Source organism: Marinobacter sp. DS40M6 (genome assembly GCF_028581595.1).
Lineage (GTDB): Bacteria > Pseudomonadota > Gammaproteobacteria > Pseudomonadales > Oleiphilaceae > Marinobacter > Marinobacter salarius.
Genome location: NZ_JAFCAE010000006.1, coordinates 250,931 through 263,607, shown reverse-complemented (window position 1 = coordinate 263,607; position 12,677 = coordinate 250,931). Strand labels below are relative to the sequence as shown.

Annotated in this window: 17 protein-coding genes; 15 read left to right on the top strand and 2 right to left on the bottom strand. The window is 52.1% G+C overall.

Annotated features, from left to right (window positions below; genetic code table 11):
• The first annotated feature begins 555 nt into the window (after positions 1 to 555).
• The 12 genes from JJO78_RS16790 (at position 556) to JJO78_RS16735 (ending at position 6,181) form a co-directional block, all read left to right on the top strand.
• Positions 556 to 972 (top strand): Imm70 family immunity protein, encoded by a 417-nt coding sequence (locus JJO78_RS16790; RefSeq protein ID WP_151981927.1) that lies wholly within the window; start codon positions 556 to 558, stop codon positions 970 to 972.
• A gap of 123 nt (positions 973 to 1,095) precedes the next feature.
• A complete protein-coding gene (locus tag JJO78_RS16785; protein ID WP_041333059.1) occupies positions 1,096 to 1,359 on the top strand; it encodes a BrnT family toxin in 264 nt (87 codons plus the stop codon).
• A complete protein-coding gene (gene brnA, locus JJO78_RS16780; RefSeq protein ID WP_041333061.1) occupies positions 1,349 to 1,618 on the top strand; it encodes a type II toxin-antitoxin system BrnA family antitoxin in 270 nt (89 codons plus the stop codon). Before JJO78_RS16785 ends, brnA begins: the two co-directional genes overlap by 11 nt.
• Positions 1,619 to 1,637: 19 nt before the next feature.
• Complete coding sequence (locus tag JJO78_RS16775) at positions 1,638 to 1,997, top strand: hypothetical protein (RefSeq protein ID WP_151981929.1); 360 nt, start codon at positions 1,638 to 1,640, stop codon at positions 1,995 to 1,997.
• An 87-nt stretch (positions 1,998 to 2,084) separates the two neighbouring features.
• The gene (locus JJO78_RS16770) at positions 2,085 to 2,564 is read left to right on the top strand and encodes a hypothetical protein (RefSeq protein WP_151981931.1); all 480 of its coding nucleotides are present in this window, start codon (positions 2,085 to 2,087) and stop codon (positions 2,562 to 2,564) included.
• Between the two features lie 97 nt (positions 2,565 to 2,661).
• Positions 2,662 to 3,069, top strand: a complete 408-nt coding sequence (locus JJO78_RS16765) for a hypothetical protein (RefSeq protein WP_151981933.1) — start codon at positions 2,662 to 2,664, stop codon at positions 3,067 to 3,069.
• Positions 3,070 to 3,723: 654 nt separating this feature from the next.
• Positions 3,724 to 4,092, top strand: a complete 369-nt coding sequence (locus JJO78_RS16760; RefSeq protein WP_151981935.1) for a hypothetical protein — start codon at positions 3,724 to 3,726, stop codon at positions 4,090 to 4,092.
• 128 nt (positions 4,093 to 4,220) lie between these two features.
• Complete coding sequence (locus tag JJO78_RS16755; RefSeq protein WP_143071135.1) at positions 4,221 to 4,517, top strand: hypothetical protein; 297 nt, start codon at positions 4,221 to 4,223, stop codon at positions 4,515 to 4,517.
• Between the two features lie 113 nt (positions 4,518 to 4,630).
• The gene (locus JJO78_RS16750) at positions 4,631 to 4,909 is read left to right on the top strand and encodes a type II toxin-antitoxin system RelE/ParE family toxin (protein ID WP_041336503.1); all 279 of its coding nucleotides are present in this window, start codon (positions 4,631 to 4,633) and stop codon (positions 4,907 to 4,909) included.
• Complete coding sequence (locus JJO78_RS16745) at positions 4,909 to 5,202, top strand: HigA family addiction module antitoxin (protein ID WP_023012140.1); 294 nt, start codon at positions 4,909 to 4,911, stop codon at positions 5,200 to 5,202. Before JJO78_RS16750 ends, JJO78_RS16745 begins: the two co-directional genes overlap by 1 nt.
• Positions 5,203 to 5,294: 92 nt before the next feature.
• On the top strand, positions 5,295 to 5,621 hold the full coding sequence (locus tag JJO78_RS16740; protein ID WP_036206826.1) for a DUF2834 domain-containing protein: 327 nt from the start codon (positions 5,295 to 5,297) through the stop codon (positions 5,619 to 5,621).
• Between the two features lie 80 nt (positions 5,622 to 5,701).
• A complete protein-coding gene (locus JJO78_RS16735; protein WP_036206828.1) occupies positions 5,702 to 6,181 on the top strand; it encodes a nucleoside deaminase in 480 nt (159 codons plus the stop codon).
• A 57-nt stretch (positions 6,182 to 6,238) separates the two neighbouring features.
• On the opposite strand, the gene JJO78_RS16730 is transcribed toward JJO78_RS16735, so the two are convergent.
• On the bottom strand, positions 6,239 to 8,320 hold the full coding sequence (locus JJO78_RS16730; protein WP_151981937.1) for a bifunctional diguanylate cyclase/phosphodiesterase: 2,082 nt from the start codon (positions 8,318 to 8,320) through the stop codon (positions 6,239 to 6,241).
• 375 nt (positions 8,321 to 8,695) lie between these two features.
• On the opposite strand from JJO78_RS16730, the gene JJO78_RS16725 reads away from it, so the two are divergent.
• Positions 8,696 to 10,099 (top strand): pectin acetylesterase-family hydrolase, encoded by a 1,404-nt coding sequence (locus JJO78_RS16725; protein WP_085681033.1) that lies wholly within the window; start codon positions 8,696 to 8,698, stop codon positions 10,097 to 10,099.
• Between the two features lie 59 nt (positions 10,100 to 10,158).
• On the opposite strand, the gene JJO78_RS16720 is transcribed toward JJO78_RS16725, so the two are convergent.
• Positions 10,159 to 10,830 carry a hypothetical protein gene (locus JJO78_RS16720; RefSeq protein WP_151981939.1) on the bottom strand — a complete coding sequence of 224 codons (672 nt, stop codon included), beginning with the start codon at positions 10,828 to 10,830 and terminating at the stop codon, positions 10,159 to 10,161.
• Between the two features lie 271 nt (positions 10,831 to 11,101).
• Here JJO78_RS16720 and JJO78_RS16715 point away from each other — a divergent pair, with 271 nt between their 5' ends.
• Positions 11,102 to 11,698: a hypothetical protein gene (locus JJO78_RS16715; RefSeq protein ID WP_127400994.1), complete on the top strand. Its 597-nt coding sequence runs from the start codon at positions 11,102 to 11,104 to the stop codon at positions 11,696 to 11,698.
• Between the two features lie 120 nt (positions 11,699 to 11,818).
• Entirely contained in the window at positions 11,819 to 12,598 is a 780-nt protein-coding gene (locus JJO78_RS16710; RefSeq protein WP_127400996.1) for a hypothetical protein, read from the top strand.
• Positions 12,599 to 12,677: the final 79 nt, after the last annotated feature.

Here is a 12,677-nt window from a genome sequence, read left to right as displayed (position 1 = left end):
GGCCTTGGTTACCGGACTCCGATAGAGTTCGAAGGAATCAATTAATGGGGCGTGTCCATTTTATTGGGGGAAGTCCACGCTCCTGACGTCGCGCCCCTGCCGCTAGCGTTAGCTGGTAGTGCCTTGTGTCCTTTGGTGTGGCTTGGTGCCATCGGGCCTTGGCCGATATCTGGCAGAAAAACCCGAATCAACGGTGTTCTGCCAAGGCCGTCAAAGTTCGTCGTCTTGCTGGTAGCTCAGCGGATTATGGTGCTGGTATAAAGGTAGGTGTTTGCGTTGCGGGGCTGTCCGCCGAAACCTGGTTCCTTGCTTACCTGCTACTCTGAAGTTCAGGTTCATTCACCGCATCATTGTCGGTGGTTTCAAATTACGGAGCATCGGCAGGTGTCGGTGCCAGGGCTGCGGGGCAGGTCGTCATGTTGGTTGCCAGGGAATGGTCTTCAAAGTTACCCCCAGCTAACCAGTCGCTTAAGTACGTTCCGGCCTTTGGCCTCCACCGGACGCCCTTGTCAGGGCGCCGCTTAGCTTAGCGTTAGCACCAAAAGGAAGTTGAGCATGTCCGTCGGTATCAAGGTAGGAAGCATTACTGATGAAATCGGTACGTCCGATTTCTTTCATGCCTTTTTCAGCACGGTAAGCGCCAATTTAGAAAGTGAAGGGTGGGCCACACGCTTTCCTGTAGTGCTGGGTAAACTGTACCAGGGAGATCTCGAAGCGAGCTTGGCCAATCAGGCAATTTCTGAACTGGCTCAAATTCAAAAGGAGCTATCACAGCTCGAGCCGAGCAGGGCCGTCTGGGATATTGAAAACCCAAGTAGGCAACCGCCGTGGGGTAATGAAATATCTTCCGAAATTACCTCATTGGCCAATTACTTCGTTACCTCCACTGGACGTGATTTAATATCAACCTTAATTGAGGCCCTTGAGGATGCTGCCAAGGGGAACAAATCCGCCGCCATCGTGCAGTGCTAACCAGTGGGTGAAGCCGACTGGTACTACGCTGCGCTCCGTCCCGGCGGCTTACCCAGGGCGTTAGCAGTTTCACTACTCCTCCCAAATCTTGCAGAATGAGTAAAAAAGGAATAATTTGTACTCATGGATGAATTTGAATTCGACGAAGCCAAAAGCCAGGCCAATCTGGACAAACACGGTATCGATTTCGTTGCTGCCCAAGGGCTGTGGAAAGATCCGTACCTGCTGGAGATCGGCGCAAAATCAGAGGATGAGCAGAGGTTTTTGCTGATAGGCAAGATTGGTGAAAAGCACTGGTCGGCTGTCGTCACGTACAGGGATGCTCGTATTCGTCTGATTTCAGTCAGACGTTCCCGCAAGAAGGAGGTTGAGCTCTATGAAAGCTAAAGACTTCGATAAAAAGTTTGAGGAAGGTCAAGAAGATATTGTTGATGACCTGGACCTGTCGTCTGCTCGTCGCGTTAATCAGGAACAAAAGCGAATCAACGTCGACTTCCCGGCTTGGGTTGTGGAGTCGTTGGACCGTGAGGCTGCGCGCTACGGAGTTACCCGTCAATCGATCATCAAGGTGTGGCTGGTGGAGCGTCTTCAGGCAGAATCTGCTAACAAGCCGCTCAATGGTGACGCCGCAGGCGGCGCACATTAGCGGAGCGTTAGGCATTGCTATGACCCAAGACTTTCTTCAACTCGCTACAGAAGGTGCCCTGAGATTGCACCACATTGACAGCAACTGCGTCGCTGCTGGCTGTAGTCGGCATGAGCTGCTCAATAGTTTGGCGATGCAAGTCGCACATCGATACTCTTCCAAGGAATGGGATTTTTCTACGGCAGATGCGGCCATCAACACAATTTGGTCAGTATCAGTCGCTGACGCCTCAGAACAAGGCGACGGTTTTACCTTGCCTGAGCTCGTGTTCCGGATTTATGAAGCCTTTGACGCTGGTGAGTATGATCACGGAGATGGGGCTGACCCTGTGGCAAAATATGTGGACCCTCAGATAAAGCGAATACTCGAGAATGCCTAACAATACGGTCAACCGGACGCCAAAAGCGTACCGCTTTTGGTTCCCTCCGCTGGCGCTCCGGCGCCGGTTACCTCAGCGTTACATGCCATGAAAGTGTCTGAATTGCAGAACATGTTTATCGAAGAATTGAAGTACCTTTTGGCGGACTGGAAGTTCGTTAAGAGCAAACGTCAGTTCCAATTAACTGAGAAAGAGCTTGTCTGGTTTCTCCATATAGGTTGCATTAACCATGTAGAAGATTTCGATGCAGTTGCCGACGTTGCTGTAGAGTTTAGAGCGGGTAGGGAGAGAGTTTGTATCGTCGGAGCAGAGCTAGGAAATATTCAAGGCGCTGGGCAGCATCGATTTCCTGTGTCCAATATAGAGGAAACTAAATCATCGGCGATTGAACTTTATAAGTACTTTCAGGAGCATGGTGTGCCTTTTCTACGCAAATACAGCGATCCAGCAACTGTTTTGAATACTCTATCTAATGGTGGCACAGAGGCATTGTTAATAAGTCCCTTCCTGAACCAACACCAAAACCAGATTGACCGTTTGAGAACTCAATATGGCATTGGCATGTAACAAGGCCATGAAGATTGTTCCGGGCCGATGGCCCTCCACCGGACGCCCTTATCAGGGCGCCGCTTATGGCTGGCGTTAGCAGATGATGGAGTATCAAATGAAGCCAGCGCTAAAGATCCTGCTGCTCGCGGAAGTAGTAATATGCTTTGGCCCTGCATTCTTGATATTGGTTATGGGGTTTGTCGTTATCCCGGTAGCGTTTCAGTCGTTGGTTAATGGGCATACGGCTGGTGTCTATCTGTTGGCTATGCTTCTAGGTGGTTGTTTCGGTATGGCTGCGCTAATTTCCCTGATGATCAAGATATTGGAGCTTGATTCGCGCACTTTATCGCCCAGAAAAATATTACTGTTTATGTCATTCGGCATATTGGCTCTTTTAGGCTTCTTGATCATGGCTGGCGAGGGAGGTGTGAGTTGGCAACTGGGTATTGCGTCTTTACCCCTTGTCGCATCAATTCACCATATCTATATGGGGCGTGGTTATGTTTTTACTAAAAACTGCTAACAAAACGCATCAGTACGCGGCCGTTGGCCGCTGGACGTCCCTGGCGGGCCGCCGCTGTGCTTCGCGTTATATCTTATGAGTGGATACTACTCTGTGTGCCCCAAGTGCGGGGCGATAATGCCTTCTCCCACGAATAGAGGGTATGTGTGCGCGCAATGCCATGAGATCGTAAGCATTTCGATTGGATACTTTGAAACCAATGTTGAGACTCTTAAACCATACGTAAAAAGCCGTGTAGGCCTTCTCATAGCGGGGTTTCTTCTCCTAGCGGTATGTTTTACGAGCATCTTGTTCTTGGGAGTGGATCTGGAAAAAGAGTATTTTGCTGCTATGGTTGTTCCTCCCTTATTGGGAGGAGAGGTCTACTTGATGTCAAAGCATAAGGTATTGGTTCAGTACAAGGTCATCTATAAAGATGTTGACCCGAAACTTTTTGAATTTTATAGGGTTGTGTACATAGGAGTTATTGCACTGATTCTTGCGGTGTTTACGTTCCCGCATGCTCTGGATTTATTGACCGGCTGGTAGCGTAGTGCCTTACAAGAGTGAGGTCTGATATGACCAGTAGCGCAAGCGGACCGGTTTTCCGGCGCGGGTGCGCCTCCAAATCGGCCGCTTCGCATGGCGTTATATTTTCCAAGGAGACTACGAGAAATGTCTGAAGTGGAATCAGTCACAATAAATAAGCTGCCTGCCGGGCCACTTTTCAAACTTGTATTCATCATTACTACTATCAGCCTCGTTTTTTTGGTCATAGCTAGCACTTTGGCTAGTGGTCTTGCCAAAGAAAGTGGTCCAACAGGATCGGTTTTTGGGGTTGCATTTACGGGTTATGCCGAGGCGTTGCTCCACGCGTTGTGGGGAATCCCGTTACTCACTCTAATGGTCTCGCCACTGATATTTTTGATGTCATGGTTATCACTGAAAGTCTACTGCTGGAAGCGTTCCCTTGGTCTCGAGGTGGGTGCTGAAAACATAACAATTCGCGCCAGTACGCGGCCTACGGCCGCCGGACGTCCCTGACGGGCCGCCGCTGCGCTCCGCGTTAGGCATACCAACTAATGGACTCGAACTTTCTTACAGGTGCTTGCATATTCACATTCGTCTATTCGCTAGGCGCAGCCTACGGTGCCAGTAAGAAAGGGATGCGAGTGGCTATCGCATTCTTTTTGCTATGTGTTTTTGCTGGCTCAACGTTAACTTATGCGTACTACGGCATTGGCAACACTTGGGATGGTGCGAGCGAGTTCGGCAAGGCCGCTTCACTGGTGCTAGCCGTGGCCACACCGCTAATCCTGGCATCCATACCTGTGGCCTTAGCCGCAAAGTTAAAGCACGGTGATCATGTGGCATTCGTGTCATCGGTGGTGCTTGGCACTGTGGGAGTGTTCATTCTGCCGTTCGTCGGCGTAGTGTTAGCTTGCCTGTTCACAGGAGACTGCCTGTAATGCCTAACAAAAGCAGGCACAGCTATTGCGCCTTCGGCTCCATTCCGTGGGCGCGCATGCTGCAAGCGTTGAGTTTCATTGTTGCGTGGTGCGCAACATGCTGGCATTCTATTTTGATTAAATCATTCCGTCACAAAGGACTGAAGCGGTTCTACTCGACCGGCCACACGTCTGGCATACAACCCGACCATGCCAAGAGGCTGCGTATGCAGCTGGCTGCTCTGGATACGGCGACTTCAATGGAAGACATGGATATCCCTGGTTTTCGGCTTCATCCATTGAAGAGCAAAGACAAAGGCCGCTGGTCGATTAGGGTTAACGGAAATTGGCGCATGACGTTCGAGTTCCAGGACGGCAACGCCTACATTCTTGATTACGAGGATTATCACTAATGACTATGCATAATCCGCCTCATCCTGGTGAATTCATTCGCGAGGTGTACCTGGAGCCTTTCGGTATCAGTTCTCGTCAGCTTGCTTCCAGTCTGGGCGTTTCACCTTCTACTTTGTCTCGGCTGCTCAAAGGGGATAGTGGTATTAGCCCAGAAATGTCGTTGCGGCTATCCAAGGTTCTCGGGCGTACTCCTGAGAGCTGGTTGGCGATGCAAGATATGTATGACCTATGGGTGGCTCGCGGCACAGTCAATCTGGATGGTATTCATCGCTTGGACTTCGAAGCAGCTTAGCCAGGGGCTGTTGTCGAACGCACCTATGCTGGTGCTCCGGTACGCCGCAAAGCCAAGGCGTTATATTTCTTCAACCTCAATCAAGGAAGATCATGAGAGTATCGACTTTGCCCCTAATCATTCTCTGTCTGTTCATGGGTTTTACCTTTTGGGTAATGGCCGGAGCAGAGCAGTCGCTTTTAGCTTTTGGCGTTCAGCTCATGTCCAGCCCGGACACAGCCCAGGTTGTTATTGATCTCTACATTCTTGCTGCTTTGGCCTGTGTCTGGATGTACCGGGATGGCAAAAGTCGCGGAAAAGGGTTGGGCTATCTCATCCCGTTTTTTATTCTGACAGCAGTGTTTGTGTCTGCCGGCCCGCTGCTATATTTGGTGTTGCGCGGTGGGCGTGAGCCTGAAGCCGAAGCCAGCAAAATATAATCAACCGCATCAGTACGCGGCCGATGGACGGCACCCGCATTTCTGCGTCGATATTGGCCACAGGATTCGAGGAGCACGTCATGGTGAACGACGGAGAGATACAGCACCTGCGTCGGTGTATAGAACTTGCAACTGAGGCTCTAGAGCTAGGTGACGAGCCATTCGGCTCTGTGCTTGTAGCAGCGGAGGGGCAGGTACTTTTTGAAGATCACAACCACGTTGCCTCAGGTGATCGAACCCGCCATCCGGAGTTTGAGATTGCGCGGTGGGCTGCGGCGAATATGACCCCGGAGGCCAGAGCAGAAGCAACGGTCTATACGTCTGGTGAGCATTGTCCGATGTGTGCCGCCGCCCATGGCTGGGTGGGGCTGGGACGTATCGTGTACGTGAGCTCCTCCGAGCAATTGGCGGCATGGCTTACCGATCTTGGAGTTCCAGCACCTCCCGTACGAGCGTTACCAATCCGAGAAGTCGTTCCAAACGTGGCAGTTGAAGGTCCGGTTCCCGCTCTTGCCGAACAGGTGCGTGATCTGCACCGTCGTTTTCATAGTTCAACATAGTTGGCAGCAGCATTCTTCTGTCAGCGATGCCAACAGTCGTCACGCAGCTTCGCTCACCTAAGTAACCAGAGCCGATTCCGTACGTTGGGTCATGTGAGCAATCTTCTCGAGCAACGCTTCGGGCGGGGCAGGCCTCGCCAACAGATACCCTTGCAGGGTATTGCAGCCAAGCTGGGTCAGCAGTGCCTGTTGTTCGGCTGTTTCAACACCTTCTGCGACAATCCTCATATCCAGCGTTTTGCCCAGAGCGATGATCGCCTGGATGATTGCTTCATCATCGTTATCCTGGGCCAGTTCGGTAATAAAGCCGCGGTCTATTTTCAGCTCGTTGGCTGGCAAACGCTTAAGGTAGAGCAGGCTTGAGTAGCCGGTGCCAAAGTCATCGATGGAAATGGACACGCCGAGATCCGACAGTTTGTTCAATACGGTGAGGCTTGTTTCTGCGTTGCACATGGCCGTTGTTTCGGTGATTTCAAGCACCAGGTGTGAGGGATCCAGGGAGTGCTTTCTCAATGCCTCGCGAACCACGTCAACCAGGCTATGATGCTCCAGCTGAACCGCTGAAAGGTTTACCGCTACACTCCACTCCTGATGCCCCTGATCGTACCAGACCTTCATTTGCCGGCAGGCTTCCTCGATGACCCAGTTGCCAATGGGCACGATCAGCCCGGAGCTCTCTGCCAGCGGGAGAAAACGATCGGGTGACAGGAATCCGTGATCGGGGCTTTGCCATCGCAGTAGGGCTTCGAGGCCAGTCATGGGGCCGTCTGGTGCAACAAACTTGGGCTGATAATGCAGTACCAGCTCGTTGCGGCTGACGGCCTGCCGCAGATTTTGCTGCATTTGCATCTGCAGGTGCACATTGGCGTTCATGCCGTGTTCGAAAAAGCAGTAGCCGTTGCGGCCCTGTTTCTTGGCGTGATACATGGCGGCGTCAGCATTCACCATCAGCTCATGTTCGGTTTTACCGTCCTGGGGGTAAATCGCGATGCCGACACTGGTGGAAATGTGAAGGGGGATATTTGAAGTCTCGTAGGGCTGCTCAATGGCATCAATTAACCGTTGCGCAAATACGGCGGAAGTTTCCGGCGAGCAGGGTTCCAACAAGAGTACAAATTCATCCCCTCCAAGCCTCGCGGCTGTGTCTCCCTCACGTTTGTTTGAAAGCAGGCGATGCGCCACCTCTTTGAGCAACTGATCTCCGACATGGTGCCCGTGCATGTCGTTGATCGCCTTAAAGCCGTCCAGGTCCAAAAACAGTACGGCAAACTCACCGTTGTTTCTCTCGGCTCGGTGTATCGCTTGCTCCAGCCGATCTCCCAATAGAACACGATTTGGTATGCGGGTCAGGTTGTCCTGCAGGGCGAGCTTGATGAGTTCGTTATTGGCGTCATCGAGTGAGTTGGACAGTTGGCTGGTGCGTACATCAAGCATTGACACAATTAGAGCAATGGCGAACACCGCAAGGCTGACAATGATGACCAGCACAGCCAGCCACTTTGTATCGATCCCGCTGTTGGCCGCGCCGCAAAAGCTGTCGATCGGGAATTTGGAGGCCGCCATTCCGGTATAGTGCATGCCGATAATGGCGCACCCCATAACCAGGGACGCGCCAATGCGGCCGAAGGTGGCGCGCTTGCTTTCCTCTCGCAGTCGAAACGCCAGCCAAAGGGCGGCAGTGGCCGCGACAATGGCGATAACAATGGATAGCCCAACCAGCCAGGGTACATAGAAAATGTACGGATGCATGAGCAATGCTTCCATACCGATGTAGTGCATGCTGGCTACACCCAGGCCCATCAGTAAACCACCCGATAGCAGCCGCCCCCAGGGCAGCGTGTCCTGACACACCAGATAAAGGGCGAACGCAGAACACGCTATGGCGATGACTAATGACAGCAGGGTGAGGGGGACGTCGTAGCCTAGCTCGATGGGAAGGCTAAAGGCGAGCATGCCGATAAAGTGCATGGACCAGATGCCAAAACCCATGGCGATGGAACCGCCAATCAGCCATAGAACCGCAGAGCGGCCCGATGCGCTGGAGACACGGCTGGCCATATTCAGGGCCGTATAGGATGCAAGAACGGCAATGATAATAGAACAGGCGACCAAAACCTCGTTGTAACTGCTTTCCAGCATCAAATATTCCCTTATGTAATCGCTGTTAAAAGTGAATTACAGCCGCCTGATGTTGAACGCTGCCTGTTGGTTGCTGATCTAAATATCCATTTTATTTCAGAAAGTTAGTTTCTAAATAGTGCCAAATTGTTATGTTTTATGTCGTGATGAAAATGCTTTTAGTCCCATTGGGCCAATATTAAGTAGGCAGTAGAGGAGGTAGTTCTCTCCAATTCAGTCATTTCCTTTACATTTTTCAATAACGCTATTACCTATCATTTTTTAGGATCAATTGTTCTAGGGGTATTCATTGAAATGACAGAGTGTCACGTCTAGTTTCGATTCAGGGGTGAACTCAATGATTGACTACGCCCCAATAACAACAATCAAGGAGGGATGCCTGTGAAAACGAGCATCAAGAACCAACTGCTAGTTGTTCTTATTCTACTGGGCGTAACAGGCCCGGCGATGGCTGAGCTGGGTGACTATGGTTTCTGGCGAACACTCGGGAATCTGGTTAATCCACCGGCAGCGGATAACCCGGTTACTGCAGCTCAGCGTCAGGGTGACTACCCCTTACTTGCCAACCCGCCGGGGTTCAACGATGGTTTTTCGCCAGGCAACTATTACGCCTGGCAAACCATTCCCCTGGCACCCGAAACCGGCGCTGTCTGTGGTAACGGCTCTGAGTACAAGTTCTTTGTGAACCGCGTGCCGAACACCAGTAATACGATTATCTACCTGGAAGGGGGCGGCGCTTGCTGGGATTACGAGAGCTGCTCTGGCCAGACGGGCATTCGGGGAGCCCGCAACCCGGACGGTATTCCCGATGACTACATGAACCTGACAAACCCCAGTGCCAGCTTGGTCAGTCCGTTTGTGGTGCGCCTGAATCCACTGACATCGGTCAAGACCCAGAACTGGAACATGGTTTATATCCCGTACTGCACGGGAGACGTCTACTCCGGTGACAAGGTGGCCGTGTACGAAGATCCGGAAGGGGAAGCGGAGCCTTTGATCTGGCATCACAATGGCCTTCGCAACACCCGCGCCGCGATTTCGTGGGTGAAGGATAATCTGCAACGGCCGAAGCAATTGCTGACGACCGGATGCAGTGCCGGCGGCCTGGGCAGTTTGACCAATTATCACCCGACTCGCCGAGATATGGAGCCCAACCGGGGGTACATGATCAACGACTCTGGACCTGCCTTCAGCGCGCCTTCCGGAGCGGATCCAGAAGCTTATCCTTCGGTGTTGTTGCAGTCGTTTATCCGTGATGCCTGGGGGTTGGATCAGCCCAATGGTCCGCTGGAATACCTCAGTGACGGGCTTCCACTGATGAACCTGAACGATCTCGGCTCACTGTATACGGCCCTTTCTGCGGAGCTACCGAATGATCGGATGGGGCATACGCATTTCTGGCAGGATCTGAATTACTCCTCCTATTCTTACGAGCGTTTCTATCCGGAAATCGAGAATGCGCCGGATCAGGCTACCAAAGAGGCGTTGATCCACGAACGCTGGTATACGGATACAGAGCGCCTGAAGGGTACCCTGTCCAACCTGAATAATTTTGGGTATTACCTGCCATGGTTCCGCGATGTGAACGAGAGCCACTGCACCACAATTATTGAGTTTGCCAACTCAGACATTCAGGAAGCCGGGCTGGAGCTGGATGACTTTGTGGCCAATGTGTTGAACGGAAGCGGTGCTGTGATGCAGGCCTCTGAAACCGATCAGCAGGCTGACTACAACAAGCCGTTCAATCCGCTCTACTGGGCACTTGATCAGCTTCTGTAGAACATTAGGTATCAAGGTTCTCCGGAATCGGGGAACCCGCCGATAGGGATGGCGATGCGTTACTGAGGCGCATCGCCATTTTTGTTGGCGGCCACACGGGCTTCCAGCAATCGCTGGCGTAAGTACTCGTTGCGGGTCATTCCTGCAGGCACTTTGTCCATTGCCATCACCTCTTGCACGATTTGTTTCTCCTGCTGCTTATAGGCTTCAAACTCCGGCCTGGGTTTGGCCAGCCATTCTTCTTTGCGTGCCTGCGCAGCGGCATTCTGCCGGTCAATCAGGCCTTGCAACGCCCGTTTCTGCGCGGCTTCGTCTTCGATGGTGAGTTTTGTCATGGCAATGCGAACCATCAGGCTCTCTGCTGCGCTGACCTGTCCCAGGCGTTCGTACTCAGCCAGGCGCTGTTCCAGCATTGCAGCCTCCGCTGCGCGCTCTTCCGAAGACAGGCTCTTGGCGTTCGCAAAGAAGGTGTGCAGTTCTTCCTCAAAGTCGAGCCGGTTGGCCAGTTCCAGCGTTTGCGGGTTGTCCAGCAAAGCCTGTTGTTCGGCTGTAAGCCCTCTGTTCTGGCTTTGGCTGGTCGATTGCGGCTCTTGAGTCAGTGCCTGGGTAGCTTGCGGGTTGCTGATCGATTTTTCGGTGTCAACAGAGGAGTCAGTCTGGCTCAGCCAAAAAGAAATACTGGCCGTTACAGCGAGGACACCAATGGAAGACACGAGAACAATTTGTTTCATGGCTGTTCCCCTTGTTTATTATGGCCCCGATTTCCGTTCGGGTTTGGCCTGGCCCAAGAAACGTGACAGGCAATCACACCATACTAGCTCTAATTGAGCGGCCATAAATCTATCGTGTCGCAAGTATTTCATTGATTTATTAATTTTCTGACATAAGCTTCAGCTGTTTGTCTATTTATTGGATAGGTCTTCGTTGCGAGGCGGACGCCTGAGTTTGGAATGCGACTAATTACGCACAATTGGCTGCGTATCATCAAATAGGGATTATGGAATGCGAAAGTCCTTCGTTTTGGCGTCTACACTTGCAGTATCGTTACCTGTCTTGAGTCACGCGGATGAGGTCGTTCAGGATGATCTGATCGTGAAGGGGTCTTTGTGTGCCGGCGAACACTGTGTGGTTGATGCTGAATTTGGTTTCGACACACTCCGACTGCATTCACCAACACCGCAGATCCTGTTGCGGGATACTAGCGTCTCTGCAAGTTTCCCGACCGAGGACTGGTTGCTGGGCATCACGGATGGTGGATCGGCATTGCCGTCGACCTTCTTTATCAGGAATTTAACCAGCCAGCTTGATTCTGTGGTGATCTCTGCGGAAGGCGACGTAGCCTTGGGCGCCGGCGCGGAAGTGGTGGCGGATGCGATCTCGGTCGGCGATTTGGGCTCCGAGCGTCGGGTAACGTTCGTGGCGGACGCTGTCGACGATAGCGATGCGATAACACTCGCGCAGTTCAACACATTCAAAACGACGGCGACGGCCTCGGTGTCTGATGAAGTGGATGCCCTGGATGTTCGTCTGGCTGGCCTGGAATCCCGCCTGACTGACCTGGTTGATCGGCTTGAGGCTGTTGCGGCCCAGATTGACTAACAACACTTGCTCAGCTGGGAACCATCAATCATGAAATTGTTTAAATGCAGTCTTTTTGTAGTGTGTGCCGCTGCGGCTTCATCGTCTAATGCTGATCAGATTAGGGCGGATGAAACGGTCGTGCAGGGGAATCTGTGCATCGGCACGGATTGTATTGTTAGCGACGAGGACTTTTCCAATGGCGCTCTGGTACTCAAGGAAAACAACCTCCGTATACGCTGGCACGATTCAACAGCAACGGCTGGCGGGCCGGTTAGGCAAGCTTTCGACGGCACCTATGTAGACGGTGAAGTTGGCGAATCCTGGCGTTTGGACGCAAATCAGTCTTCGAATGGGAGCGATAACGGGCTTTACATCAGTCAGATGAGCGTTGTGGATTACCCGGTTTACAGCGATGGGAGTGCACCTGACTATGACTGCTCTGATCCTTTTGCTGACCCGAAGCCTGTTATCGGAACCATTCCAGAAGGTGATCCTGCCGAAGACCCATCACAGTGCTTGCCGTATCGTGAGTTTTTACAGCTAAACGTACTGGCCATGAATGGTAACTTGAACGGCGGAGTTTCTCTGGGTATAGGGGCGGAAATTGCGGATGGTGAAGTGCGCTTGGGTAACGCCGAGCTCAAGCGTCGACTGGCTCATGTGGCCAGAGCGATTTCGAATAGCGATGTGTTAATCAAAGAGCAGCTGGATCAGGGACTGTTCCAGGCGCAACAGATTCGGTTGAATGAAATCGAAGCATTGATGACCATGGCTGAAAATGAGTTGGAGTTTCTGGAACAAGAGGTGGCGCCAAGCGGTAGCAGTGGCGGTAGCGGTGGCGGTGGCGCAGCCAGTTGGCTGTTGTTACTGCTTCCATTGGCCACATTGAAATTCCGCAATCGCAAGACACTTGCCTGATCTACTGGTTAGCCTTGTTGATTGGAGTTAACCTTTCCAGTGAACAAGGCTGCACCGATTTCTGACATGTCCCATCTGG

What these genes read in the sequence shown, in the direction of transcription:
- JJO78_RS16765 (WP_151981933.1), top strand. Translation starts at nt 2,662, where the DNA reads ATGAAGCCAGCGCTAAAGATCCTGCTGCTCGCGGAAGTAGTAATATGC.
- JJO78_RS16790 (WP_151981927.1), top strand. Translation starts at nt 556, where the DNA reads ATGTCCGTCGGTATCAAGGTAGGAAGCATTACTGATGAAATCGGTACG.
- JJO78_RS16720 (WP_151981939.1), bottom strand. Translation starts at nt 10,830, where the DNA reads ATGAAACAAATTGTTCTCGTGTCTTCCATTGGTGTCCTCGCTGTAACG.
- JJO78_RS16785 (WP_041333059.1), top strand. Translation starts at nt 1,096, where the DNA reads ATGGATGAATTTGAATTCGACGAAGCCAAAAGCCAGGCCAATCTGGAC.
- JJO78_RS16775 (WP_151981929.1), top strand. Translation starts at nt 1,638, where the DNA reads ATGACCCAAGACTTTCTTCAACTCGCTACAGAAGGTGCCCTGAGATTG.
- JJO78_RS16740 (WP_036206826.1), top strand. Translation starts at nt 5,295, where the DNA reads ATGAGAGTATCGACTTTGCCCCTAATCATTCTCTGTCTGTTCATGGGT.
- JJO78_RS16770 (WP_151981931.1), top strand. Translation starts at nt 2,085, where the DNA reads ATGAAAGTGTCTGAATTGCAGAACATGTTTATCGAAGAATTGAAGTAC.
- JJO78_RS16745 (WP_023012140.1), top strand. Translation starts at nt 4,909, where the DNA reads ATGACTATGCATAATCCGCCTCATCCTGGTGAATTCATTCGCGAGGTG.
- JJO78_RS16760 (WP_151981935.1), top strand. Translation starts at nt 3,724, where the DNA reads ATGTCTGAAGTGGAATCAGTCACAATAAATAAGCTGCCTGCCGGGCCA.
- JJO78_RS16715 (WP_127400994.1), top strand. Translation starts at nt 11,102, where the DNA reads ATGCGAAAGTCCTTCGTTTTGGCGTCTACACTTGCAGTATCGTTACCT.
- JJO78_RS16730 (WP_151981937.1), bottom strand. Translation starts at nt 8,320, where the DNA reads ATGCTGGAAAGCAGTTACAACGAGGTTTTGGTCGCCTGTTCTATTATC.
- JJO78_RS16725 (WP_085681033.1), top strand. Translation starts at nt 8,696, where the DNA reads ATGCCTGTGAAAACGAGCATCAAGAACCAACTGCTAGTTGTTCTTATT.
- brnA (WP_041333061.1), top strand. Translation starts at nt 1,349, where the DNA reads ATGAAAGCTAAAGACTTCGATAAAAAGTTTGAGGAAGGTCAAGAAGAT.
- JJO78_RS16735 (WP_036206828.1), top strand. Translation starts at nt 5,702, where the DNA reads ATGGTGAACGACGGAGAGATACAGCACCTGCGTCGGTGTATAGAACTT.